Origin of the sequence: Streptomyces sp. NPDC046759 (genome assembly GCF_040645475.1) — a bacterium.
GTDB lineage: Bacteria > Actinomycetota > Actinomycetes > Streptomycetales > Streptomycetaceae > Streptomyces.
In genome coordinates, this window is the sequence record NZ_JBEYYJ010000020.1 from 1 (window position 1) to 23,322 (window position 23,322).

Annotated in this window: 25 protein-coding genes and 2 pseudogenes; 21 read left to right on the top strand and 6 right to left on the bottom strand. The window is 69.9% G+C overall.

What is annotated here, in order from left to right; all coding sequences use genetic code 11:
- Together ABZ919_RS25200 and ABZ919_RS25205 are read left to right on the top strand one after the other, a co-directional pair.
- Nucleotides 1-104, top strand: a pseudogene (locus ABZ919_RS25200) (BlaI/MecI/CopY family transcriptional regulator); the annotation flags it as partial.
- 276 nt (nucleotides 105-380) lie between these two features.
- A pseudogene (locus tag ABZ919_RS25205) lies at nucleotides 381-509 on the top strand (site-specific integrase); the annotation flags it as partial.
- Between the two features lie 59 nt (nucleotides 510-568).
- Here ABZ919_RS25205 and ABZ919_RS25210 read toward each other — a convergent pair.
- A complete protein-coding gene (locus ABZ919_RS25210) occupies nucleotides 569-1,006 on the bottom strand; it encodes a hypothetical protein (protein WP_003974483.1) in 438 nt (145 codons plus the stop codon).
- Between the two features lie 572 nt (nucleotides 1,007-1,578).
- On the opposite strand from ABZ919_RS25210, the gene hemL reads away from it, so the two are divergent.
- From hemL to ABZ919_RS25250, 8 genes are all read left to right on the top strand, one after another.
- A complete protein-coding gene (hemL, locus tag ABZ919_RS25215; protein WP_361252281.1) occupies nucleotides 1,579-2,898 on the top strand; it encodes a glutamate-1-semialdehyde 2,1-aminomutase in 1,320 nt (439 codons plus the stop codon).
- Nucleotides 2,895-3,593 (top strand): histidine phosphatase family protein, encoded by a 699-nt coding sequence (locus tag ABZ919_RS25220; protein WP_361251897.1) that lies wholly within the window; start codon nucleotides 2,895-2,897, stop codon nucleotides 3,591-3,593. The genes hemL and ABZ919_RS25220 overlap by 4 nt, the downstream gene beginning before the upstream one ends.
- A gap of 155 nt (nucleotides 3,594-3,748) precedes the next feature.
- Entirely contained in the window at nucleotides 3,749-5,017 is a 1,269-nt protein-coding gene (locus ABZ919_RS25225; RefSeq protein WP_361251900.1) for a hypothetical protein, read from the top strand.
- A gap of 115 nt (nucleotides 5,018-5,132) precedes the next feature.
- A complete protein-coding gene (locus ABZ919_RS25230; protein WP_361251902.1) occupies nucleotides 5,133-5,723 on the top strand; it encodes a TlpA disulfide reductase family protein in 591 nt (196 codons plus the stop codon).
- Between the two features lies 1 nt (nucleotide 5,724).
- Nucleotides 5,725-6,495: a cytochrome c biogenesis protein CcdA gene (locus ABZ919_RS25235; RefSeq protein WP_361251904.1), complete on the top strand. Its 771-nt coding sequence runs from the start codon at nucleotides 5,725-5,727 to the stop codon at nucleotides 6,493-6,495.
- A gap of 3 nt (nucleotides 6,496-6,498) precedes the next feature.
- Nucleotides 6,499-8,199, top strand: coding sequence for a cytochrome c biogenesis protein ResB (locus ABZ919_RS25240; protein WP_361251907.1), 1,701 nt, complete (start codon nucleotides 6,499-6,501; stop codon nucleotides 8,197-8,199).
- Entirely contained in the window at nucleotides 8,196-9,278 is a 1,083-nt protein-coding gene (gene ccsB / locus ABZ919_RS25245) for a c-type cytochrome biogenesis protein CcsB (protein WP_361251909.1), read from the top strand. The genes ABZ919_RS25240 and ccsB overlap by 4 nt, the downstream gene beginning before the upstream one ends.
- Nucleotides 9,279-9,303: 25 nt before the next feature.
- Nucleotides 9,304-9,792 (top strand): hypothetical protein, encoded by a 489-nt coding sequence (locus ABZ919_RS25250; protein ID WP_361251913.1) that lies wholly within the window; start codon nucleotides 9,304-9,306, stop codon nucleotides 9,790-9,792.
- Between the two features lie 15 nt (nucleotides 9,793-9,807).
- Here ABZ919_RS25250 and ABZ919_RS25255 read toward each other — a convergent pair whose 3' ends face one another.
- The 3 genes from ABZ919_RS25255 to ABZ919_RS25265 form a co-directional block, all read right to left on the bottom strand.
- A complete protein-coding gene (locus tag ABZ919_RS25255; protein ID WP_361251916.1) occupies nucleotides 9,808-11,214 on the bottom strand; it encodes a condensation domain-containing protein in 1,407 nt (468 codons plus the stop codon).
- A gap of 135 nt (nucleotides 11,215-11,349) precedes the next feature.
- Complete coding sequence (locus tag ABZ919_RS25260; protein ID WP_361251919.1) at nucleotides 11,350-12,315, bottom strand: 2-oxoglutarate and iron-dependent oxygenase domain-containing protein; 966 nt, start codon at nucleotides 12,313-12,315, stop codon at nucleotides 11,350-11,352.
- Nucleotides 12,308-12,757, bottom strand: a complete 450-nt coding sequence (locus ABZ919_RS25265) for a nucleoside deaminase (protein ID WP_361251922.1) — start codon at nucleotides 12,755-12,757, stop codon at nucleotides 12,308-12,310. Before ABZ919_RS25265 ends, ABZ919_RS25260 begins: the two co-directional genes overlap by 8 nt.
- A 198-nt stretch (nucleotides 12,758-12,955) precedes the next feature.
- Between ABZ919_RS25265 and ABZ919_RS25270 the strand changes: the two genes are divergently transcribed.
- Nucleotides 12,956-13,912, top strand: coding sequence for a DMT family transporter (locus ABZ919_RS25270; protein WP_361251925.1), 957 nt, complete (start codon nucleotides 12,956-12,958; stop codon nucleotides 13,910-13,912).
- Here ABZ919_RS25270 and ABZ919_RS25275 read toward each other — a convergent pair.
- Both ABZ919_RS25275 and ABZ919_RS25280 read right to left on the bottom strand, forming a co-directional pair.
- Nucleotides 13,800-14,690 carry a LysR family transcriptional regulator gene (locus tag ABZ919_RS25275; protein WP_361251928.1) on the bottom strand — a complete coding sequence of 297 codons (891 nt, stop codon included), beginning with the start codon at nucleotides 14,688-14,690 and terminating at the stop codon, nucleotides 13,800-13,802. The genes ABZ919_RS25270 and ABZ919_RS25275 overlap by 113 nt on opposite strands.
- Before the next feature lie 2 nt (nucleotides 14,691-14,692).
- Nucleotides 14,693-15,025, bottom strand: coding sequence for a PLD nuclease N-terminal domain-containing protein (locus tag ABZ919_RS25280; RefSeq protein WP_361251930.1), 333 nt, complete (start codon nucleotides 15,023-15,025; stop codon nucleotides 14,693-14,695).
- A gap of 167 nt (nucleotides 15,026-15,192) precedes the next feature.
- On the opposite strand from ABZ919_RS25280, the gene ABZ919_RS25285 reads away from it, so the two are divergent.
- The 10 genes from ABZ919_RS25285 to ABZ919_RS25330 all read left to right on the top strand — a co-directional run bounded on the left by ABZ919_RS25285 (nucleotide 15,193) and on the right by ABZ919_RS25330 (nucleotide 23,291).
- Nucleotides 15,193-16,650, top strand: a complete 1,458-nt coding sequence (locus tag ABZ919_RS25285; protein ID WP_361251933.1) for a menaquinone biosynthesis decarboxylase — start codon at nucleotides 15,193-15,195, stop codon at nucleotides 16,648-16,650.
- On the top strand, nucleotides 16,647-17,549 hold the full coding sequence (gene mqnP / locus ABZ919_RS25290; protein ID WP_361251936.1) for a menaquinone biosynthesis prenyltransferase MqnP: 903 nt from the start codon (nucleotides 16,647-16,649) through the stop codon (nucleotides 17,547-17,549). Before ABZ919_RS25285 ends, mqnP begins: the two co-directional genes overlap by 4 nt.
- Nucleotides 17,550-17,628: 79 nt before the next feature.
- A complete protein-coding gene (locus ABZ919_RS25295) occupies nucleotides 17,629-18,279 on the top strand; it encodes a UbiX family flavin prenyltransferase (RefSeq protein WP_361252283.1) in 651 nt (216 codons plus the stop codon).
- A gap of 51 nt (nucleotides 18,280-18,330) precedes the next feature.
- Entirely contained in the window at nucleotides 18,331-18,786 is a 456-nt protein-coding gene (locus ABZ919_RS25300) for an Lrp/AsnC family transcriptional regulator (protein WP_030640941.1), read from the top strand.
- 45 nt (nucleotides 18,787-18,831) lie between these two features.
- The gene (gene mqnE, locus ABZ919_RS25305; RefSeq protein WP_361251939.1) at nucleotides 18,832-19,995 is read left to right on the top strand and encodes an aminofutalosine synthase MqnE; all 1,164 of its coding nucleotides are present in this window, start codon (nucleotides 18,832-18,834) and stop codon (nucleotides 19,993-19,995) included.
- Nucleotides 19,996-20,040: 45 nt separating this feature from the next.
- Complete coding sequence (locus ABZ919_RS25310) at nucleotides 20,041-20,703, top strand: UdgX family uracil-DNA binding protein (protein WP_361251942.1); 663 nt, start codon at nucleotides 20,041-20,043, stop codon at nucleotides 20,701-20,703.
- Between the two features lie 16 nt (nucleotides 20,704-20,719).
- Nucleotides 20,720-21,244 (top strand): GNAT family N-acetyltransferase, encoded by a 525-nt coding sequence (locus tag ABZ919_RS25315; RefSeq protein ID WP_361251945.1) that lies wholly within the window; start codon nucleotides 20,720-20,722, stop codon nucleotides 21,242-21,244.
- 75 nt (nucleotides 21,245-21,319) lie between these two features.
- Nucleotides 21,320-21,628 carry a DUF4229 domain-containing protein gene (locus ABZ919_RS25320; protein ID WP_361251948.1) on the top strand — a complete coding sequence of 103 codons (309 nt, stop codon included), beginning with the start codon at nucleotides 21,320-21,322 and terminating at the stop codon, nucleotides 21,626-21,628.
- Nucleotides 21,629-21,638: 10 nt separating this feature from the next.
- Nucleotides 21,639-22,286, top strand: a complete 648-nt coding sequence (locus ABZ919_RS25325) for a TetR/AcrR family transcriptional regulator (protein ID WP_361251951.1) — start codon at nucleotides 21,639-21,641, stop codon at nucleotides 22,284-22,286.
- A 168-nt stretch (nucleotides 22,287-22,454) separates the two neighbouring features.
- Nucleotides 22,455-23,291 (top strand): calcium-binding protein, encoded by an 837-nt coding sequence (locus ABZ919_RS25330; protein WP_361251953.1) that lies wholly within the window; start codon nucleotides 22,455-22,457, stop codon nucleotides 23,289-23,291.
- Nucleotides 23,292-23,322 lie beyond the last annotated feature (31 nt).

The following is a 23,322-nucleotide window of genomic DNA, read 5'->3' on the forward strand; positions in this document are numbered from 1 at the left end:
CCGAGGGCGGGGACCGTGCGGCGGTGCTGGCCCGGTTCGTGTCGGACCTGTCGGCCGAGGACGAGCGACTGCTGGAGCGGCTGTTGCACGGCGACCTTCCCTGACCACGACCGGGGGTGAGGGGCGCAAGCGGGCCACACCCCGATCCGTCGAGGACACCGTCCTGCGCGACCTGCACGGCGGCGGCACCGTCCCGCTGCACGACTCCGACCGCACCTCCGCCACCGGCTCCTGGCGCACCACCCTGCGGGCACTGCCCCGCATCCTGGACGCCTGCCAGGACAACGGCTGGCAGGTCGGTCCCCTGCGCGAGCACGGGCACCGAGCGCGGTGAAGCCGCCGGCACCCTTCTCGGTGACGGATCATGACTAGTGGCGCTGCAGAAAAAGCGGGCTTACCACCGCAGCGTCTTCACCATGGGCGACCGGAAGCGCGCCCTGGCCGCCGCTGCCGTGATCCCTCCGCGCGAGCGCGGGGCGCGCTACCTCCAGGCGGCCCCGGAAGACGGCGATCGATGACGCCTCCACCGAGGACTCCGGGCTGGAAGCCCAGGGCACATCAACCCGGCTCAGGGCCACACAAGGCAATAAGGCTGATGCCCCGCCTCATGCAGCCGGTGGCTGAAGTCCTGCCACTCGTGCAGCAGCTGGTACACGTTGAACGCGTCCCGCGGCCCGCCCCGGTCGGGGACCGTCGACCAGATGAAGGCCGCCGCGCCGACCGCCTCCTCACCGATGCCGCGCAGGGGGTCGACGACGGTCATGGGGAGCTTGACGACCGCGTAGTCGGGGTGGAGGACGACCAGTTCCAGCGGCGGGACCTTGTGCAGCGGGACACCCTCGATGCCGGTCAGGACCATGGCGGCCATGGTCTCCGGCTTGATCTTGGTGAACATGCCGTTCATGCCCAGCTCGTCGCCGCCGAGTTCCTCTGGGCGCATCGAGATGGGGACGCGCGCCGCGGTCGCCCCGTCCGGCGCACCGAAGTATTTGTACGTCACCCCCACTCGACCACCATTCCTGCTCCCCGCCCTCGGGCGGTCGGCCCGGTGGCCCGGCCGGCGCTCGCCCGGCCGGTCGAGCTGGCTCTCCAGCTGCCGGTCGGTCCGCCGGTCGTACCGCTCGGGCTCACCCGGTACACCCTGTGTCTGACGTGCGTCGCTCTGCCGCGCCTCGGTCGTCTCCTCCGCCTCGCGCCGGTGCCTTCCCCGCCGGGCACGCCGAGGACCCAGGTCATCAGTCCCCTCGCCCAGTCCGCCACCGCGATGCATATCTCCACCCGACTGCTTTTCTAGGACGCGTGGCCCCCGCCGCGCAACCCGATCATCTGGTCAGTGACCTCCCCCACGCCCGCCCGCCGAAACGTACGGTGGAACAACAGTGCACGGGTTCTTGTCCGGCCTCTGATCCTTACGTGCGTATGAGCTGTGTGTATCAGGTCTCAGTCTCGCAGATGGCGGATGCAGGCGCTTCGATCTTGAGGCGGGCCACGCCGCCGCCGGCCCGCGGCCTACCCTGAGGGGGTCACCCCAGCCGACCGGAGTCCGAGAAGCCGGAGAAGTCGCACGTCATGAGTGCCCTGAGCGAAACGCCCTATCCCTACGATGCGCCCGTCTCCCAGGCGCTCTTCGACCGTGCCTCCGCCGTCACGCCCGGCGGTGTGAACTCGCCGGTGCGCGCCTTCCGCGCCGTCGGCGGCACGCCCCGCTTCATGGTGTCCGGCCGCGGCCCGTACCTCACGGACGCCGACGGCCGCGAGTACGTCGACCTGGTCTGCTCCTGGGGGCCGATGATCCTCGGGCACTCCCACCCCGAGGTCATCGCCGCCGTACAGGAGGCCGTCGCGCGCGGTACGTCCTTCGGCACGCCCGGCGAGGGCGAGGTCGCGCTCGCCGAGGAGATCGTCGCCCGGGTGGAGCCCGTGGAGCAGGTGCGGCTGGTGAGCAGCGGCACCGAGGCGACCATGTCCGCCATCCGGCTCGCCCGCGGGTTCACCCGCCGGTCCAAGGTGATCAAGTTCGCCGGGTGCTACCACGGGCACGTCGACAGCCTCCTCGCCGCCGCAGGTTCCGGTGTCGCCACGTTCGCGCTGCCGGACACGCCCGGTGTGACCGGTGCGCAGGCCGGGGACACGATCGTGCTGCCCTACAACGATCTGGAGGCGGTGCAGGAGGCCTTCCACCGGCACCCCGGTGAGATCGCGTGCGTGATCACCGAGGCGTCGCCCGGCAACATGGGCGTCGTGCCGCCGGGCGCCGGGTTCAACCAGGGGCTCAGGGACGCCTGCCACAAGAACGGCGCCCTGTACATCTCCGACGAGGTCATGACGGGCTTCCGGACCAGCCGGGCCGGTTGGTACGGCGTCGACGGGGTGAAGCCCGACCTGATGACCTTCGGGAAGGTCATGGGCGGCGGGTTCCCCGCTGCCGCCTTCGGCGGGCGGGCCGACGTCATGGCTCACCTCGCTCCCGCCGGGCCCGTCTACCAGGCCGGCACCCTCTCCGGCAACCCGGTGGCCACCGCCGCCGGGCTCGCCCAACTGCGACTGCTCGACGACGCGGCGTACGAGACGGTGAACGCCGTGTCCGCGCAGATCCAGGCCCTCGTCACGGAGGCGCTGAGCAAGGAGGGCGTCGCGCACCGGCTGCAGACCGCCTCCAACATGTTCTCGGTGTTCTTCACCGACCGGCAGGTGCGCACCTACGAGGACGCCAAGCGGCAGGAGTCGTACCGCTTCACCGCGTTCTTCCACTCGCTGCTGTCGAACGGCGTCTATCTGCCGCCGTCGTCCTTCGAGTCCTGGTTCGTGTCCACGGCCCACGACGAGCGGGCCGTCCAGAAGATCGCCGACGCCCTTCCGGCGGCGGCCCGAGCGGCCGCGGAGGCCACGGCAGAATGAGCGACAGCAGCAAGGACGTGACCGTCGTCCATCTGATGCGGCACGGCGAGGTCGACAATCCGGACGGGATCCTCTACGGGCGGCTGCCCGGGTACCACCTGTCCGAGCTGGGGCGGCAGATGGCCGACCGGGTCGCCGAGCACCTCGCCCCGCGGGACGTGACGTACGTCTGCGCCTCGCCGCTGGAGCGGGCGCAGGAGACGGCCGCCCCGATCGCCAAGGCGCAAGGTCTCGACCTGGACACCGACGAACGGCTCATCGAGGCCGAGAACGTCTTCCAGGGCAAGACCTTCGGGGTGGGCGACGGCGCGCTGCAGCGGCCCGGCAACTGGAAGCACCTGGTCAACCCGTTCCGGCCGTCCTGGGGTGAGCCGTACGTCGACCAGGTCGTGCGGATGACGGGCGCGCTGAACGCGGCCAAGGACAAGGCGCGCGGGCACGAGGCGGTGCTGGTCAGCCATCAGCTGCCGATCTGGATCGTGCGGTCGTACGTCGAGCGGCGGCGGCTGTGGCACGACCCGCGCAAGCGGCAGTGCACACTCGCGTCGCTGACGACGTTCACCTACCTCGGCGACAAGATCGTGTCGGTCGGCTACAGCGAGCCCGCCATCGATCTCGTCCCGGTCCATCTGCGGGCAGGTGCCACACCGCAGAAGGGCAAGGGCACCGCTCAGGGGAAGGCCTTCGGGGCCTGAGCGAGCCCGGCCTCGGTTTCTGACGGTCCGTTCGGCATCGCTTAGGTTGCTTTTGCCACAACTATTGCGAAAAACATAAGAATTATCGGAACCTCCCCGATCGTCGCGCCCTCTCAGTGGGTGACCACCAGCAGGCGCGATGATCGGGGAACTTCATGCGCACCGTCTCCCGGACCTTCTCCCGCCGGGGAATACTCGGCCTCGGCGCGGGTGCCGCGGCCGCCGCCACCCTCGCCGGTTGCGGGAGTGACACGTCATCGGACGGCGCCGGAGCCTCGGACGGTTCCGGCGGCGGAAAGAACGGGCAGGGTGGCGACGCGAGCGGCGCCCCGCAGGGCCGGCTCATCGGGGACGGCTCCACGTCCTTCACCGGCAAGCAGCCGCACCAGCCGGCCGCACCGGTGCCGCTGGAGCCCGGCCAGACCCCGCCGCAGTTCGTGATCTTCTCCTGGGACGGTGCCGGTGAGGTCGGCAACGGGCTCTTTCCGCGCTTCCTGGACCTGGCCAAGGAGCACGGTGCGTCCATGACCTTCTTCCTGTCGGGTCTGTATCTGCTGCCCGAGTCGAAGAAGCGTCTGTACGTGCCGCCGAACAACAAGGTCGGCGCCTCCGACATCGGCTACCTCACCGACGAGCACATCAAGGCGACGCTGACCAACGTCCGCCGGGCCTGGCTCGAAGGCCACGAGATCGGCACCCACTTCAACGGTCACTTCTGTGGCGAGGCCCACACCTCGGTCAAGTGGTGGACGCCCCAGCAGTGGCACAGCGAGATCAAGCAGGCCAAGTCCTTCGTCAAGAACTGGAAGACCAACACCGGCCTCACCGACATGCCGGCCCTGCCGTTCGACTACGACAAGGAACTCGTCGGCGGCCGTACGCCCTGTCTGCTCAACCAGGAGAACCTGCTGCCCACCGCGCGCGAACTGGGCTGGCGCTACGACGCCTCCTCGCCGGGCGGGCTGCAGATGTGGCCGGTGAAGAAGCACGGACTGTGGGACTTCCCGCTGCAGGAGATACCTTTCCCCGGCAGGAAGTTCCAGGTCCTCTCGATGGACTACAACATGATGTTCAACCAGTCGCAGAACTCGACCAAGGCGCCGGCCTACAACTACCCGGCCTGGCGCGAGCAGGCGGCCGGGGCGTACATCGCCGGCTTCAAGCGGGCATACTTCTCGAACCGGGCGCCGTTCTTCATCGGCAACCACTTCGAGCACTGGAACGGCGGCATCTACATGGACGCCGTCGAGCAGGCCTTCAAGCACATCGCGCAGGCGAAGGAGAAGGGCGCGGACGTACGGCTCGTCTCCTTCCGGCAGTTCTGCGACTGGATCGACGTGCAGAAGCCCGAGGTGCTCGCCAAGCTGCGCACGCTGGCGCCGGGGCAGGCCCCGGCCGGTGGCTGGAAGACTTTCCTCGCGTAGCCCCTCGTTCGCCACCCTGTCTGAAATGTCCCGTGTAAATACGCCCTGAAATGCGGTTTTCGGCCCGGCAGGGGGGTGCCACAGCTCGCCGGAACGGACATGCGAAACTTTTCACATGAGTACCCGTAGCCGCGCCGTCCTGCTCAGCGCCGTGGCCGCCGCAGCGGCCCTGACCCTGTCCGCGTGCGGCAAGGGCGGTACCTCCGGCGGCGGCGGCAACACCAACTTCGTCACCGGCCACAACGGCATCGCCACCGCTCCGGCGGGCAAGCGCGCCAGTGCCCCGGACCTGTCCGGCAGGACCATCGACGGCAAGACCCTGGACGTCGCCGACTACAAGGGCCAGGTCGTCGTCATCAACGTCTGGGGCTCCTGGTGCAGTCCGTGCCGGGAGGAGGCGCAGTACTTCGCCAAGGTGTCGAAGCAGTACCAGGGCAAGGGCGTGCAGTTCGTCGGCATCAACACCCGGGACACCAGCACCACCCCCGCGGTCGCCTTCGAGAAGGAGCACGGCATCGGCTACCCGAGCCTGTACGACCCCACGGGCAAGCTGATGCTCCGCTTCAGGAGGGGCACGCTCAACCCGCAGCTGATCCCCTCCACGCTCGTCATCGACCGGCACGGGAAGGTCGCCGCGCGGGCCCTGGAGGCGCTCGACGACACCACCCTGCTGAAGATGCTCAAGCCGGTCGTCGCGGAGAAGTGACGTGAGCGCGACGCTGACGCTGGCCGTGGCGGGCCAGAACCCGACCGTGCTGCACGGCGCGCTGCTCGTCGCCGCGCCCGTGGCCCTGCTCGGCGGGCTCGTCTCCTTCTTCTCGCCGTGCGTGCTGCCGCTGGTCCCCGGCTACCTCTCCTACGTCACCGGCGTGGCGGGCACCGATCTGGCCGAGGCCAGACGCGGGCGGATGGTCGCCGGTGCCTCCCTGTTCGTGCTCGGCTTCAGCGCCGTGTTCGTCTCGGGCGGGGCGCTCTTCGGCTCCTTCGGCTGGACCCTCCAGGAGCACAAGGACGTCCTGACCGAGGTGCTCGGCGTCGTCATGATCCTCATGGGCGCCTTCTTCATGGGGCTGATGCCCTGGCTCACCCAGCGCGAGTTCCGCTTCCACAAGCGTCCGACGGCCGGCCTGGTGGGGGCGCCGATAGTCGGCGCCCTGTTCGGCATCGGGTGGACGCCCTGCATCGGACCGACCCTCGGCGCGGTGAACGCCCTCGCCATGACGGAGTCGAGCGCCGGGCGCGGGGCGCTGCTGATGGTCGCCTACTGCCTCGGCCTCGGCGTCCCCTTCGTCCTCACCGCGATCGCCTTCCGCAAGGCGCTCGGCGCGTTCAGCTGGGTCAAGCGCCACTATGTCTGGGTGATGCGCATCGGCGGCACGATGATGATCGTGACCGGTGTGCTGCTGCTGACCGGTGCCTGGGACAGTTTGGTGCAGCAGATGCAGACCTGGTCCGACGGCTTCACTGTGGGGATCTGATCGATGAGCAAGACCGACACCGGCAACAGCCAGGACCAGGAGGAGCTGGGAGCGGCCGGCTCCCAGCTGTCCACCGCCCCGCGGGAGGAGCTCTCCGCCGCTCCCGGCATAGGCGTCATCGGCTGGGCTCGCTGGTTCTGGCGGCAGCTGACCTCCATGCGGGTCGCGTTGCTGCTCCTGCTGCTGCTCTCGCTCGGCGCGATTCCCGGTTCGCTGATCCCGCAGACCGGCGCCGACCTGAACAAGGTCGACGACTTCCGCAAGGCCCACCGGACGCTCGCGCCGGTCTACGACAAGCTCGGCCTGTTCCACGTCTACAGCTCGGTGTGGTTCTCCGCGATCTACATCCTGCTGTTCGTCTCCCTCATCGGCTGCATCGTCCCGCGCACCTGGCAGTTCGTCGGCCAGCTGCGCGGCCGGCCGCCGGCCGCGCCCAAGCGGCTGACCCGGCTGCCCGCCTACACCACCTGGCGCACCACCGCCGACCCCGAGCAGGTCCGCGAGGCGGCGCTCGCCCTGATGAAGAAGCGCCGCTTCCGCGCCCACGTCGCCGGCGACGCCGTCGCCGCCGAGAAGGGCTATGTGCGCGAGCTGGGCAACCTGGTCTTCCACGTCGCCCTGATCGTGCTGCTGGTCGCCTTCGCCTGGGGCCAGATGTACAAGTCCGACGGCACCAAGCTGGTCGTCGAGGGTGACGGTTTCTCCAACTCGATCCTCCAGTACGACGACTTCAAGTCCGGCAGCATGTTCCAGAACGACGACCTGGTGCCGTTCAGCTTCGACCTGAAGGACTTCAAGGGCACCTACGAGGTCACCGGCCCGAACCGGGGCACGCCGCGCACCTACCAGGCGAGGATCGACTACAGCCAGGGCGCGTACGGCAAGCAGAAGTCGACCACCATCAAGGTCAACTCGCCGCTGCACATCGGCGACGCCAAGGTCTACCTCGTCAGCCACGGCTACGCGCCGGTCATCACCGTCCGCGACGGCAAGGGCAAGGTCGTCTACCACGACGCCGTACCGCTGCTGCCGCTCGACGGCAACGTCACCTCCAACGGCGTGGTGAAGGTGATGGACGGCTACGAGAACCCGCAGGGCAAGTCCGAGCAGCTCGGCTTCCAGGCCTTCTTCGTGCCGACCTTCGACGCGAAGAGCGGCACGATGCTCTCGCAGTTCCCGGCGCTGGTGAACCCGTTGCTCGCGGTGAACGCCTATCACGGCGACCTCGGTGTCGACTCCGGCATCCCGCAGAGCGTGTACCAGCTGGACAAGACGCACATGAAGGCGTTCAAGGACGGCAAGGGCCAGCTGCTGAAGAAGCTCCTGCAGCCGGGCGACACCCTCACGCTGCCGAACGGCGCCGGGTCCCTCACCTTCGAGAAGGACATCAAGGAATGGGCCGGCTTCGAGGTCGTCCAGGAGCCCGGCAGCGGCTGGGCGCTCGGGGGCGCCCTCGGCGCGATCTTCGGCCTGGCCGGATCCCTGTTCATCCAGCGGCGCCGGGTGTGGGTGCGCGCGGTACCGGGCCCCGACGGCGTGACGGTCGTCGAGATGGCCGGGCTGGGCCGCAGCGAGTCCGCCAAGGTGCCCGAGGAGCTGGGCGACCTCGCCGGAATCCTCTACGACCAGGCGCCGGGGGCACCCGACCCCGACGACGACTCCAACGAATCACCCATCGTTCCCGCCGAAGGGGCTGAGAAGTGACTCTCGCCGCCGCAACCAACGAACACCTGGCGAGCATCAGCAACACGCTGATCTACTCGTCGATGGCCGTCTACACCCTGGCCTTCTTCGCCTACATCGCCGAATGGCTCTTCGGCAGCCGCAGCAGGGTCGCCCGCACGGCGGCCGCGCTGACCGCCGAGGAAACGCAGAAGGCGGGCGCGCCCGCCGTCTCCGTGAAGCAGGCGGGTGGCACCGCCGTGCTGGAGCGGCCCAAGGTCGTCGTCCGGTCCGCCTCCGGTGCCCGCGATGTGCCCGACGGGCCCGGCGCGCACGGCGGGGACGCCCAGGGCGACCTCTACGGCCGGATCGCCGTCTCGCTCACCGTGCTCGCCTTCGTGGTGGAGCTGAGCGGCGTGATCGCCCGCGCGGCCTCCGTGCAGCGGGCGCCGTGGGGCAACATGTACGAGTTCAACATCACCTTCTCCACCGTCGCCGTCGGCGTGTACCTCGCGCTGCTGGTGCTGAAGAAGAACGTGCGCTGGCTCGGGCTGTTCCTGATCACCACGGTCCTGCTCGACCTCGGTCTCGCCGTCACCGTGCTGTACACCGCGAGCGACCAGCTGGTTCCGGCGCTGCACTCGTACTGGCTGTACATCCACGTCTCCACCGCGATCTTCTGCGGCGCCGTGTTCTACGTCGGCGCGGTCGCCACGATCCTGTACCTGTTCAAGGACTCGTACGAGAACAAGCTGCAGACCGGCGGCAAGCCCGGCGCCTTCGCCACCTCGGTGCTGGAGCGGCTGCCCGCCTCGGCGTCCCTCGACAAGTTCGCCTACCGGGTCAACGCGGCCGTCTTCCCGCTGTGGACGTTCACGATCATCGCGGGTGCGATCTGGGCCGGCGACGCCTGGGGCCGCTACTGGAACTGGGACCCGAAGGAGACCTGGTCCTTCATCACCTGGATCGGCTACGCCTGCTACCTGCACGCCCGGGCGACGGCGGGCTGGAAGGGCCGCAAGGCGGCCTACCTGGCGATGATCGCCTTCGGCTGCTGGCTGTTCAACTACTACGGCGTCAACATCTTCGTCAGCGGCAAGCACTCCTACGCGGGCGTGTGAGCCCGGGGTCGGTGACACTGGTGTCATGAGCGGTTCCATCGCACAGGGCACCAGTCAGACCCACGGGAACACGCACATACTCCACTTCATGGTGCGGTTCCCGAGGTCGATGGAAGAAGTCTGGCCGGCGGTGGCCACCCCCGAGGGACTCGGGGCGTGGTGCACCGCCGTCGACGTTCTGCAGCCCCACCTCGACGGCGAGGTCAGCCTGCGGGGCCTGGGCTCGGGCCGGGTCACCGCCTGGGACGTGGACCGGGTCGCGGAGTACACCGTCGAGGGCGGCGGCCGGCTCCGCTTCCACCTGGAGCGCGCCGGGGAGGCGGAGAGCGTGCTCCGCTTCACCCACGAGTTCCAGGGTGAACGGGCCTCGGAGGCCGACTGGCGCAGTCGATTCGAACGTTTGATCGAGGTCCTGGAGTCCGTGCAGGGGTTTCCCGGGCCGGAGCCCATGACGCCTTCGGAGCCCTCGGCGCCTTCGGAGTCCGTGGAGCCCCTCCCCGGGCAGTTCACCTGAAGCGGCGGCAGCCGCTCAGCACACCGCGGAGAGGCTGTCGTGGGCCACCGAGACGATGTGGTCGCGCAGCCGCTCGACGTACAGCCGCAGGTTCTTCGCCGCCACGTCCGTGTCCGGGTACCGGCTGGCCAGCCACAGCCCCTCGTGCAGCCGGTTCACCCACACGCACACCTGGTCGCCGTACGACACCCGCAGCAGCGCGTGCGCCCGCTGCTCGGTCCAGCGCTCGGCGCCGGGAACGCCCCGCGTGTCGACGTAGGAGACGATCGAGTACAGGTCCGGCGAGGTCGGCCGGAAGTCCGCGCCGAGCAGCCTCAGCACCCGGGCCAGCGGCATCCGGGCCAGCGACCGGTTGGCCTGCAGCTCGGCGCGCACCCCCCGAAGGGCGTCCGGCAAGCCCGCCGCCGGGCCCACCGGCACCTCGATGGGGGCGCCGCCCACGTACCAGCCCACCGAGTCGGTCCAGCGCGACTTCACCCGCGTGTGGAACGGCACCACCGTCCGGTACACCGGCTGCCCGCCGAGCTCGTGCACGATCAGCCCCGTCGCGGCCAGCAGACCGACCAGGCTGCCGCCGTACGGCCTGCAGTACGCCTCGAACGCCGCCGCCTCCTGTGCGTCCGCCAGCGGCTCGCACAGCATCCGCTGCCTGGGCAGCGGGCCGCCCGGCTCCAGCCCGAGGTCGACCGGGAAACCCGGCAGCACGCCGTCGCAGCGCCGGATGAACTCGCGCCAGCGGCCGACGATCGCGTGCTGTGCGTCGATGCCGTCCGCACCGGTCCGCTCGATCTCGCAGAAGTCGACGTAACTGGCCGCCGGAGCACGGGATCCGGGGCCGGTGCCGGACAGCGCGGCCGCGTACAGCTCGTGCACCTCGGCGGCGATCCGGGTCAGGGAGTAGGCGTCGACGTTGCTGTGGTCGAAGGCCATGTACACGCTGGCACCGTCGTCCCGGACGACCGCCGTGTAGATCAGGTTCGGCCAGCGCAGCGCGTCCGCGACGGTGTCGAAGCGGTCCTGGAGGTGCCGGACCAGCTCGTCCGTGTCGGGGAAGTCGCCCGCTTCCTGGCGGTGCAGGGAGACGTCGGCGGCGTCGAGGGTGAACCGGCCCAGTTCGTCGCCGGACCAGCGGAAGCCGCTGCGCAGCGTCTCGTGCCGTACCGTCCAGGCGCGCAGCGCCGACTGGAGCACGTCGAGGTCGACCGGGCCCGGCAGATCGAAGGCGGTGCCGAGCCAGGTCGGCACGAACAGCCCTTCGTCCCGGACGCACTTGGCGGTCCTGAGGTGCGACTCCTGGATGTAGGCGGGTGGTCGGGAGTCGTCCGGGAGTGCCGTCGCCGCCGCGACGGTCGCCGGGCTCAGTGTCCACTCGACGAGCCGTCCCGGCCGGACCTCGCAGCGCTGGATGTCAGTGATTCGCACGCGTCTCCCATCACAGAAAAGGGGCCCTGGTTGCGGGCCCCCTTCAAGGCAATGCCGTGGGACGCGGCCGGGACATGCGCGCCGCGTCCAATTCAACGGAACGGGTGGCAGTCCGAACACGGGAGCGAATAAGAGTCACCCGACGGTGATCGAGTCGAGTTTCTCGCGCAGGTACACGTGCGAGTCGACCGGCGGGTACGCCACCCGGCCCACCGGAGCGGGCACGGACTCCACGCGGGTGCCCGGGGTGCACTCACCGAAGTACACGAGCGACATCAGCTCCTCCGCGGGCGCGTCGGTGGGCGGCGGCAGCACCCGGTGCCGCCCGGACCGCCACCGGTCGCCGGTCCAGCGGGCCAGCAGATCACCGACGTTGACGGTGAAGGCGTCGGGGTCGTACGGCGCGTCCTCCCACCCGCCCTCGTCGGTGTACACCTGGAGCCCGCCCTTGCCGGTCTGGCGGTCGAGGACGGTGACGGTCCCGAAGTCGGTGTGCGGCCCGATCCGGAACTGGCCCGGCAGCGGATCACCGACGAGGTCCGTCCCCGGATACCAGTTGATGTTGAAGCCGTACGTCGGATGCCTCATGTGCCGGGTGAAGAAGTCGCGCCGGAGCCCCAGCGCACAGCCGAGCAGCGACAGCAGCTCCTTCTCCAGGCGGGCCATGTGCGCCAGATAGGCCCTGCAGAGCGTCCGGAGTCCGGGCACCTCGGCCGGCCACACGTTGGGCGCGTACCACTCGGCGTTGACGACGGGATCGTCGAAGGGCTCGTCCGTCGCGAAGGTGAGTGACTCCTTCAGGTCGGGCGGTGTCTCGGTCCCCTCCGCGTACCCGTTGGCCTCGGCCCCGGGCCCGAGCCAGCCGCGGCCGCCGACCTTCGCCTCGTAGTGCCGCTTGACCTCGTCCGGGAGCAGGAAGAACTCCCGCGCCGCCCGCCGGATCCCGGCCCGCAGCCCGGACTCCACCCCGTGCCCGGTGACCAGCAGGAACCCGGCGGTCCGCAGCGCCTGGTCGACGGTGCGGGCGAGGGCGGCGCGGGTCTCCTCGTCGCCCTCCAGCCAGGGCCGCAGGTCGATGGTGGGAACACGTGGGTCACGCACCGATGTCCTCATTCCACAGCTCCGGGTTGTCCTCGACGAAGGCGCGCAGCATCGCGACGCACTCGTGGTCCTGGAGGACCAGGATCTCCACACCGTGCGCGGCGAGCCAGTCGTGGCCACCGTGGAACGTGCGGGCCTCACCGATCACCACCCGGGAGATGCCGAACTGACGGACCAGGCCGGAGCAGTACCAGCAGGGGGAGAGGGTCGTGACCATGGTGGTCCCGCGGTACGACCGCTGTCGTCCGGCCGCGCGGAAGGCGGCCGTCTCCGCATGGGTGGAGGGGTCGTCGTCCTGGACCCTGCGGTTGTGCCCGCTGCCCAGGAGGGTGCCGTCGGGGGCGTAGAGCGCGGCGCCGATGGGGATCCCGCCCTCGGCGAGAGATACGCGTGCCTCCCCCAGGGCGGTGGCGAGCCAGGCGCGGGCCTGTCGTTCGTCCATGGCCCCACTGTGCTGTGCGGGGGGAGTGCCGGGCAACAGCGTCCCGAAGGGGTGCGGGGAACCGCGGCGTCCCAAGCCTCCTTCCCCAAGCCGGCAGCGCCGCACGACCTGCGGGCATCGGCACCGCCGATGCCCCCATCGGCAACGCCCCGCACCGGCGCGTGGATCGATGCCCGGCCCGGTCCTAGCGTCGACGCCATGACCCCCGAACTCAAGGGCACAGCCCAGCTGACCACCGCCATGATGCTCTCCGGCACGCTCGGCGTCTTCGTCGTCGAGTCCGGTGCCCCGCCCTTCGACGTCGTCTTCTTCCGCGTCCTGTTCGGCGCCCTCGCCCTCGGCGGTTATGTCGTCGCCCGCGGCCGGCTGGGTGACCACGGCTTCACCCGCCGTACCTTCTCACTCGCCGTCCTCGGCGGGGTGCTCATCGTCTTCAACTGGGTCCTGCTCTTCCAGGCGTACGAGAACACGTCCATCTCGGTGGCCACGGTCGTCTACCACACGCAGCCCTTCTACGTGGTCCTCCTCGGCGCCCTGCTGTTCCGCGAACGGCTCACCGCAGCGAAGGCCGGCTGGATCGCGGTGGCCTTCACCGGGCTGGTGCTGGTCTCCGGTGTCACCCCCGGCGACTTCGAAGGCGGCGGGTCGTACCTGACCGGCATCGGCCAGGCCCTCCTCGCCGCCCTGCTCTACGGTCTGTCCACGCTGGTCACCAAGCGGATCACCGGTGTCCGCCCGCATCTGATCGCCCTCGTCCAGGTCCTGGTCGGCATCCCGCTGCTGCTGCCCTTCGCGGACTTCGGAGCCATGCGCGGCACCGGCTGGGGCTGGGGCTGGCTCGCCGGGCTCGGGTTGATCCACACCGGCCTGATGTACGTCCTCATGTACGCCGCCTACGCCAAGCTGCCGACCTCGAAGATCGCCGTCCTGGCCTTCGTCTACCCGGCCGTGGCGATGCTGATGGACTGGCTGGTCTACGGCCACCACATCGGGCTCGTCCAGGCGCTGGGCGTGCCGCTGATCGTGACGGCGAGCCTGAAGGTCACCCTTGCCCGGCCTGTTCGGACACCAGCCGCCGCGCCTGCTCCACGAACAGCCGCGCATGCGCCGGAAGCCGCTTCCCGGCCCGCCACGCCAGCTGCGTGCGAAGCGTGAACGGCGGCTGCCAGGCCAGCCGTACGAGAGAGCCCGCCGCGAGTTCGGCGGCGATCGTCACCTCGGGCAGCAGCGTGATCCCGAGGCCGGCCGCCGCCGCGCGCTTGGTGGCCTCGATGGTGCCGAACTCCATGAAGCCCACGTCCCCGAAGGACTTCAGCTCGCGCTCGAACAGGTCCCGGTAGGCGCAGCCGGGCTCGGGGGCCAGCAGCGGCCGGTCCGTCAGGTCGGCTGTGGCGACCGCCGCCCCGGCCAGGGCGTGCCCGGGCGCCGCGACCAGCGCCAGCGGCTCCACCGCCAGCACCGTGCTGGTGAGCCCCGGGTGCTCGGTCTCCTCCTCCATCAGGAACCCCACGTCGTACGTGCCCTGACGCAGCGCCTGCCGGGTCTCGTCACCGATGGTGGTGCGCAGCGCGAGCCGCACCCGGGGGTGGCGGTGGTGGAAGTACTCGAGCAGCGGCGGCAGCCGGTAGGAGGTCAGCGACTCCATGGTGCCGACGGTCAGGGTGCCGGAGGGCTCCTCCGGCTCGGTCACCGCGGCCCGGGCCTCCTCGGCCAGCTCGATGATCTGCCGGGCGTAGGGCAGCAGCCGCTCGCCGGCCGCGGTGAGCCGGATCCGGCCGCCGAGCCGGTCGAACAGCTCGACGCCGAGGGAGGATTCCAGCGCGCGGATCTGGCCGGTCACGCTGGACTGGGCATACGACAGCTCGGCCGCGGCCCGGGTGAAGCTCAGCACCGTGGCGACCTTCTCGAAGGTGACGAGCAGCCGGAGTTCCACCGTCAGTCGCCCTTGGGGTCGTCCTTGTCGGGGGACTTGTCGACGGACGAGTCCAGGGAGCGGAGGAACTCGGGGTTGTCGTCGGGGGCGACCCAGCGCCCGGCCGACCCCCGGTGCCACGGCGAGGGCGTGGATCCGCCGGCCGGTGCCCGCCGCACCCGGCCGGTGATCAGCCAGGCGACCGGACCGACCAGCACCTCGCCGAAGAGCAGGATGATGATCACCCACGCCACCTTCGGCAGATGACGGACCTCTTCCTCAGGGGTGTTCAGACAGTCCACGAAGGCATAGATCCACAGGGCCAGCACCAGCAGGAACGGCAGATACCTGAGCATGGCGTTGCGCTCCCCCGAAGAAGTGAGACGGCCCCGGTGACCGGGCCAGGGTAGCGGGTGGTCATGCCGGATGGGCCGTGATCGCCGAGCGCCCCGGCCGTGCCGGCTCCCCGGTGGGGCGGGGGTGGGCGCGGGGGCGAAGCGGTAGGTCGGCGATACTTGACCGCATGGCTTACGACGATCTTCGCTCCCTGCTGCGGGCGCTGGAGCGCGAGGGCGACCTCAAGCGCATCAAGGCCGAGGTCGACCCCTATCTGGAAGTCGGGGAGATCGTCGACCGGGTGCAGAAGTCCGGCGGCCCGGCGCTGCTCTTCGAGAACGTGAAGGGCTCGGCGATGCCCCTCGCCATGAACGTCTTCGGCACCGACCGCCGCCTGCTGAAGGCGCTGGGCCTGAAGTCGTACGGCGAGATCTCCGAGAAGATCGGCGGGCTGCTGCGGCCGGAGCTGCCGCACGGCTTCGTCGGGGTGCGCGAGGCCTTCGGCAAGCTCGGCGCGATGACCCACGTGCCGCCGAAGAAGGTGAAGTCCGACAGCGCACCCGTCCAGGAAGTCGTCCTGCACGGCGACGAGGTGGACCTGGACCGGCTCCCGGCGCTGTTCACCTGGCCGAAGGACGGCGGCTCCTTCTTCAACCTGGGTCTGACCCACACCAAGGACCCCGAGACCGGCATCCGGAACCTGGGCCTGTACCGCCTGCAGCGCCACGACAGGCGCACCATCGGCATGCACTGGCAGATCCACAAGGACAGCCGCAACCACTACCAGGTGGCGGCGAGGAGGGGCGAGCGGCTGCCCGTCGCCATCGCCTTCGGCTGCCCCCCGGCCGTCACCTACGCCTCCACCGCACCCCTGCCCGGCGACATCGACGAGTACCTCTTCGCCGGGTTCATCGCGGGCCGGCGGATCGAGATGGTCGACTGCAAGACGGTGCCGCTCCAGGTCCCCGCACAGGCGGAGGTGGTGCTGGAGGGCTGGCTGGAGCCGGGCGAGATGCTGCCCGAGGGCCCCTTCGGCGACCACACCGGCTTCTACACCCCGCAGGAGCCCTTCCCCGCGCTGAGGATCGACTGCGTGACGATGCGCAGGCGCCCGCTGCTGCAGTCGATCGTCGTCGGCCGCCCGCCGACGGAAGACGGACCGCTCGGTCGCGCCACGGAGCGCTTCTTCCTGCCGCTCCTGAAGATCATCGTCCCGGACATCGTGGACTACCACCTGCCCGAAGCCGGTGGTTTCCACAATTGCGCGATCGTCTCGATCGACAAGAAGTACCCGAAGCACGCCCAGAAGGTGATGCACGCGATCTGGGGGGCACACATGATGTCCCTGACCAAGCTGATCGTGGTCGTCGACTCCGACTGCGACGTGCACGATCTGCACGAGGTCGCCTGGCGGGCCCTCGGCAACACCGACTACGCCCGCGACCTCACGGTCGTCGAAGGCCCGGTGGACCATCTCGACCACGCCTCCTACCAGCAGTTCTGGGGCGGCAAGGCGGGGATCGACGCGACGAAGAAGTGGCCCGAGGAGGGCTACACCCGAGACGGCGGCTGGCCGGACATGGTCCTCTCGGACCCGGCTACGGCGGCCTTGGTGGACCGCCGCTGGAAGGAGTACGGCCTGTGAGCAGCGCTTCTGCCGCGATCCCGCAGCCGGGACGCACGAAGGCCTTTCTGCGTCTGGTGATGATCGAGCACTCGATCTTCGCGCTGCCCTTCGCGTACATCGCCTCCCTGACGGCGATGTACGCGTGGGACAGGAACATCCACTGGGCCCGGCTGCTGCTGGTCACCATCTGCATGGTCGGCCTGCGCACCTTCGCGATGGCGGTCAACCGGATCATCGACCGCGAGATCGACGCCCGTAACCCGCGCACGGCCCACCGGGAACTGGTCACCGGCGCGATGTCGGTCCGGCACGCCTGGACGGGCGCCCTGATCGCCCTGGTGATCTTCCTCAGCGCGGCGGCCCTGCTGAACCCCCTGTGCCTGGCCCTGGCCCCGGTGGCGGTGATCCCCATGGTGATCTACCCCTACGGCAAGCGCTTCACGAACTTCCCGCAGGCCATCCTCGGCCTCGCCCAGTCCATGGGCCCGATCGGCGGCTGGCTCGCCATCTCGGGCTCCTGGAGCTGGGACGCGGTGATCCTCGGCCTCGCCGTGGGCGTCTGGATCGGCGGCTTCGACCTGATCTACGCCTGCCAGGACGTGGAGACCGACCGCGAGATCGGCGTCATGTCGGTCCCGGCCCGCTTCGGCGTCCCGGCCGCGATCTGGGGCGCGCGGGTGTGCCACGCCATCACGACCGCCCTGTTCGTCTGGTACGGCGTCGTCACCGGTGCGGGTGTCTTCTTCTGGCTGGGCCTGCTCATCGTCGCGGGCGCCTTCCTCTACGAGCACCGCATCGTGCGCCCCCACGACCTGTCCCGCCTCAACAGGGCGTTCTTCTCGGTCAACGGCTTCATCGGCATTGCCCTGTTCGTGTGCGCGCTGCTCGATCTCCTGGTTCGGGGTCTCAGGGCCTGAGGCGCCGCCTGCCACCCGGCCTGAGTCCTGCCCGACCGACCGGTACGCTCAAGGTGTGAACGCAGGAGAAAAGCAGCGGGTGCCTTGGATCGTGGGGGTGTCCGGTGCTTCCGGGACGCCGTATGCGGCCGCCGTGCTGCGGGCGCTGCTGACGGCGGGGGAGGCGGTCGACCTGGTGGTCAGCCGGGCCTCGCGGCTGACGCTGCTGGACGAGACGGGCATCTCCTTCCGGGACGCCCACTGGCAGGACGACCTGCGGGAATGGCTGGCCCGGGGGGCCGACGGCAAGCCCGGTACCTTCGACGTGGACATCAGCGCGGTGCGGCACTGGAGCGCGGGCGACCTCGCGGCCGGGCCGTCCTCGGGGTCGTACCCGGCGAAGGGGATGCTCATCGTGCCCGCCTCCACCGCCTGTGTCGCCGGTGTGGCGCTCGGGCTGTCCAAGGACCTGCTCCAGCGTACGGCGAGCGTCACCCTGAAGGAGCGCCGGAAGCTGGTCGTCGCCGTCCGGGAGACCCCCCTGAACGGCCGGACGCTGCGGCACCTGGTCGCCCTGGACGACGCCGGCGCCAGTGTCGTACCGGCCTCGCCCGCCTTCTACGCCGGCGCCACCCACATCCAGGACCTGGTGGACTTCGTCGCCGGTCGGGTGCTGGACGCGGCGGGCGTCGAGCACGGCCTGTACCGGCGGTGGCGGGGCGAGCTGGGCGGCGGCGCGCCGGGCAAGTAGCAGTACCTCCTCTCATCACTTCGGGAACTTTCAGCGGAAGGCTTCGATCGCATGGACGCGGTGGACAGGCAGCTCATCCAGGCCCTGAGGGAGAACGGCCGGGCCTCCTACGCGGAGCTGGGGCGCCTCGTCGGCCTGTCGGGCCCCAGCGTCACCGACCGCATCAACCGTCTGGAGGCGGCCGGTGTCATCACCGGCTACCGCGCCACGGTGAACGCGGCCTCCCTCGGTCTCGGGGTCACCGCCCTGATCGGCATCTCGCTCTCCGACGCCGCCGACCACGAGGACGTCGCGCAGCGCCTGCGGGACCTGCCGGAGATCGAGGACTGCTGGTTCATCGCCGGCGACGACTCCTTCATGCTCAAGGTGCGCTCGACGGACGTCGACGGCCTGGAGAAGACGATCCGCCGGCTCAGCGGAACCAAGGGCGTCTCCCGCACCCGCACCACCATCGTGCTCTCCACCAAGTGGGAGAACCGGGTCGGAGAGCTGCCCGAAGAGGTCTAGGGATACCGTTGGCCGTCGGTCGGGCTGTCGTAGAAAGGTGTTGGCATGGACGTCGGGCTCAAGCGCGAGCTGGAGGAGAAGGTCCGCTCCGGTGAGCGGCTGACCCGTGAGGACGGCATCGCACTGTACGAGTCGGACGACCTGGCGTGGCTCGGCGGCCTCGCCCACGAGGTGCGCACCCGCAAGAACGGCGACGTCGTGCACTTCAACGTCAACCGGCACCTGAACATGACCAACGTGTGCACCGCCTCCTGCGCCTACTGCTCCTTCCAGCGCAAGCCGGGCGAGAAGGACGCGTACACGATGCGCATCGAGGAGGCCGTCAAGCTGGCCAAGGCGATGGAGTCGGACAACCTCACCGAGCTGCACATCGTCAACGGCCTTCACCCCAGCCTGCCGTGGCGCTACTACCCGCGCTCCCTGCGCGAGCTCAAGGCCGCCCTGCCCCACGTGTCGCTGAAGGCGTTCACGGCGACGGAGATCCACCACTTCGAGACGATCAGCGGTCTTTCGGCCTCGGAGATCCTGGACGAGCTGATCGACGCGGGCCTCGAGTCCCTCACCGGTGGCGGCGCCGAGATCTTCGACTGGGAGGTCCGGCAGCACATCGTGGACCACAGGACCCACTGGGAGGACTGGTCCCGGATCCACCGCCTGGCGCACGAGAAGGGCCTGAAGACCCCGTGCACCATGCTGTACGGCCACATCGAGGAGCCCCGCCACCGCGTCGACCACGTGCTGCGGCTGCGTGAGCTGCAGGACGAGACGAACGGCTTCCAGGTCTTCATCCCGCTGCGCTACCAGCACGACTTCGTGGACATGAAGGACGGCAAGGTACGCAACACCCTCCAGGCCCGCACCCAGATGGCGACCGGCGCCGAGGCGCTGAAGACCTTCGCGGTCTCCCGGCTGCTCTTCGACAACGTCCCGCACGTGAAGGTCTTCTGGGTGATGCACGGCGTGCAGACCGCCCAGCTGGCCCTGCAGCACGGCGCGGACGACATGGACGGCTCGGTCGTCGAGTACAAGATCACGCACGACGCGGACAACTTCGGCACGCCGAACAAGCTGACCCGTGAGGACCTCCTGGAACTCATCCGGGACGCCGGCTTCCGCCCGGTGGAGCGCAACACGCGGTACGAGATCATCCGCGAGTACGAGGGCCCCGACCCGGCGCGCAGGGAGTCGCCCCAGCCGATGAGGGTCTGACGTCCCGCTCTGTGAGGAGGGCGCCTCGAGGGGTACCCGGCGGCCGTGAGTTCCCGTACGGCCGCCCCGGAGGAGCAGTACACCGCCGCGCCCTTCGTCCCGGAGGGTGCCGGTCTCACCGCCCTGCGCGAGGCGGCGGCCGGCTGCCGGGGCTGTCCCCTGCACCGGGACGCCACGCAGACGGTGTTCGGCCAGGGGAACGCGCACGCCCGCGTCATGCTCGTGGGTGAGCAGCCCGGCGACCAGGAGGACCGTCAGGGCAAGCCCTTCGTCGGCCCGGCCGGCAAACTCCTCGACCGCGCCCTGGACGAAGCCGGCATTGATCCGGCTCAGGCGTACGTCACCAACGCGGTCAAGCACTTCAAGTTCACCCGGGCCGAGCCGCGCAAGCGCCGCATCCACAAGGCGCCCAGCCTCCGCGAGATGACGGCGTGCGGGCCCTGGCTCGCTGCGGAGCTGGCCCTGGTGGAGCCGGAGCTGATCGTGGTGCTGGGCGCGACGGCCGGCAAGGCGCTGCTCGGGTCGTCGTTCCGGGTGGGCGAGGTGCGCGGAACCGTGCTGGAGCGGGAGATCCACGGGCGGCCGGAGCGGCTGGTGCCGACCGTGCACCCCTCGTCGGTGCTGCGGGCGCAGGACGACGCGGACAGGAAGGCCGCGTACCAGGGGCTGGTCGCCGATCTGAAAGTGGCTGCACGCGCCCTCGGGTAATAGATACAGTGGCCCTATGCCGCTTACTTTCACCCTGGATCCGGCCATCACCCCGACCCTGCGCGACGGCATCCTCGACCTGTGGACGGACGTGTCCAACGCAGGCGGCGCGGTGGGCTTCGTGCCGCCGGTGGCCCGCGAGGACGTCCGGCCGGAGCTGGTGAAGCACTTCGTGGGCATGGCCGAGGGGCGGCACCGGCTGCTCGTCGGGTGCGACGAGTCGGGCGCGCCGGCCGCGACCGCCTTCTTCGCCTTCAACACCCACCGGCTCCAGACGCACTGGGTATGGCTCTACACGGTGATGGTCCACCCGAGGCATCAGGGCCAGGGCCACGGCCGCGACCTGCTGGCGGCCGCCGCGGACGCGGCCCGCACCTTCGACGGCGTCGACGCCATCCGGCTGACCTGCCGGGGCGGACTCGGTCTGGAGCGGTTCTACGGCTCCTGCGGCTACAAGGAGGTCGGCCGGATCCCCGGTGCCATCCGGGCGGCACCCGGCGACGACCGCGACGACGTGATCATGCTGCTGCCGCTCGGCTGACCCCCCTGCAAGATCCCTCCCGTGTCGTGCTTCACTGGGCGATGACCCTTTTTGGAATCGGACGAGTGGATTGAGATGCTCCGCTACACGCTGATGCGCCTCGGCATCTTCGCCGGCTGCCTCGTGGTCGTCTGGGGAGCCGTCTACTCAGGCATCTTCCCGCGCGGCTTCGGCAGCTCCAACGGCCTGTGGATCATGCTGCTCGCGCTCGTCCTGTCGGCGCCGATCAGCTGGGTCGTGCTGCGCAGCGAGCGGGACCGGGCCTCGGTGCGGATCGTGAACAGGGTCGACCGGATGAAGGCCAACCTGGAGGCCAACCGCAACCAGGAGGACGTCGCCGACGACACCGCGAGGGCGCAGGGCGAGGCAGCCGCGTCCAACTAGTCTTGCCCTCATGGGTGGGGCGAGGACCAAGCGGATGCCGCGTGCGGTGCGGGAGCAGCAGATGCTCGACGCCGCCGTACGCATCTTCGGGCAACGCGGCTACATGGCCGCCTCGATGGACGAGATAGCCGAACTCGCCGGTGTGTCCAAGCCGTTGGTCTACCTGTACCTGAACTCCAAGGAAGACCTCTTCACCGCCTGTATCCGGCGCGAGGCCACCGCCCTCGCGGAGGCCGTCCGCGCCGGGGTCCGCACGGACCTGCCGGCCGACCGCCAGCTGTGGGACGGCCTGCGGGCCTTCTTCGCGCACACCGCCGAACACCCCGACGCCTGGTCCGTGCTGCATCTCCAGGCCCGGACGCACGGGGAGCCCTTCGCCGCCGAGGTCGCCGCGATGCGCGCGGAGATCGTCGCGTTCGTCACCCGCCTGGTCGCGGTCGCGGCCCGCGACGCCCACCGGGACCCCGACCTGCCGGAGCACGAGGTCGCGGGGCTCGCCGAGGCGCTGGTGGGTGCGGCGGAGTCGCTGGCCGCCTGGGCCAACAGCACCCCCGGGGTCTCCCCCCGCCAGGCGGCGGCCACGCTGATGAGCTTCGCCTGGTCGGGGCTCGGCAACCTGATGGCAGGCCGCCCATGGACTCCGCCCGGTCCGGGCTGAGGCCGTATGCGGGGGCGTGCAGCCCTCCCGTTAAGAAATTCCCAACTCCCGTACAACCTCTCCTTACTGTCGGGGGTCTGGTTTAGGAGTCAACAGACTCCTTAGCCTCTCGCGCCGCCACGCGACCCCCACTGAGCGTGCGGCGCGCTGTCCACTTGGGGAACATAGATGCGCATTCGAGCCAGCCTGGCCGCCGCGACCGTGTCCGGTGCCGTGGCGCTCACCGCTCTCGTAGCTCCGTCCGCGCAGGCGGCCGACGATCCCGCGGGTGTCGCGGCGAAGATGACGCCCTCCGTGGCCGGCGCTCCGGCCGACGACGCCCAGGGCGACACGCAGGTCACCAAGGTCACCGTCAACGGCAACAGCGACCTCGTCGTCGGCGTCGGCAAGAAGACCTTCACCATCTACGTGACCGCCACCGACCCGTCCGGCATCTACGGCGCCGGTGCCTACCTGTGGCACGGCACCGACGTCGACAACGCGGACGGTGTCCTCTACACGGACGACGACGCCACCTGCGACAACTGGAGCGCCACGTCCGCCACCTGCAAGATCACCATCACGGTCGACCCCAACACCGACCTGTACGACAGCTCCCTGGCCGGCAAGTGGAACGTCGCCGCGTGGGCCGTCGGCAACGACGCCGACTACGTGCAGAAGGACGTCTACAAGAACCACTGGGTGAAGCGCGCCGCCAGCTTCAGCGGCTTCAACGCGGGCCCGGAGCCGGTCTCCAAGGGCAAGACCATCACCGTCACCGGCACCCTGAACCGCGCGAGCTGGACCTACCTGAAGTACTACGGCTACGGCAGCCAGTCCGTCCAGCTCCAGTTCAAGGAGGCGGGCTCCAGCACCTACAGCACCGTCAAGACGATCAAGAGCTCGTCCAGCGGCTACCTGAAGACCACGGTCACCGCCTCCGCGGACGGCACCTGGCGCTTCCACTACGCGGGCAACAGCACCTCGTCCGTCGCCGACGCCTACGACTACGTCGACGTCCGCTGACGCGCACCGCACCCGCGAGCAGTTCGCACAC